This window comes from Falsihalocynthiibacter sp. CO-5D18 (assembly GCF_041205445.1).
Lineage (GTDB): Bacteria > Pseudomonadota > Alphaproteobacteria > Rhodobacterales > Rhodobacteraceae > Falsihalocynthiibacter > Falsihalocynthiibacter arcticus.
Window position 1 is genome coordinate 1 of record NZ_JBGFCF010000116.1, and the last position, 293, is coordinate 293.

At 50.5% G+C, this 293-nt stretch carries 1 protein-coding gene; it reads right to left on the reverse strand.

The window, feature by feature from the left end; translation table 11 throughout:
• The coding region (locus AB9F27_RS22170; protein ID WP_369758241.1) for a hypothetical protein at positions 1-293 on the reverse strand (293 nt) is incomplete at both ends.

Here is a 293-nt window from a genome sequence, read left to right on the forward strand (position 1 = left end):
GTGAAATGCTTGCGGATATCTTCGCGCACTGCTGGAGAAAGTTTCTCCGACCGCCAATTCGTGGCGCTACCCGCGGCGATAGCCCTTAGGTCTTCAATACCGTTTTGTAAGCCAAAATGCTTGAGATTGGATGCCGCCACATCTTTGTAGTGACGGTACATCCACAAGGCCTTACTCCCCACAAAGTGCTCGAGCAAATCGCGAACGTTTTGGGACTCGACGAGGCATTTAACCGCAATAAGGTTGGCCTTGTCCTTTTCAAAGCACCGCTCCAGTGAATCAAAAGAGTTCAG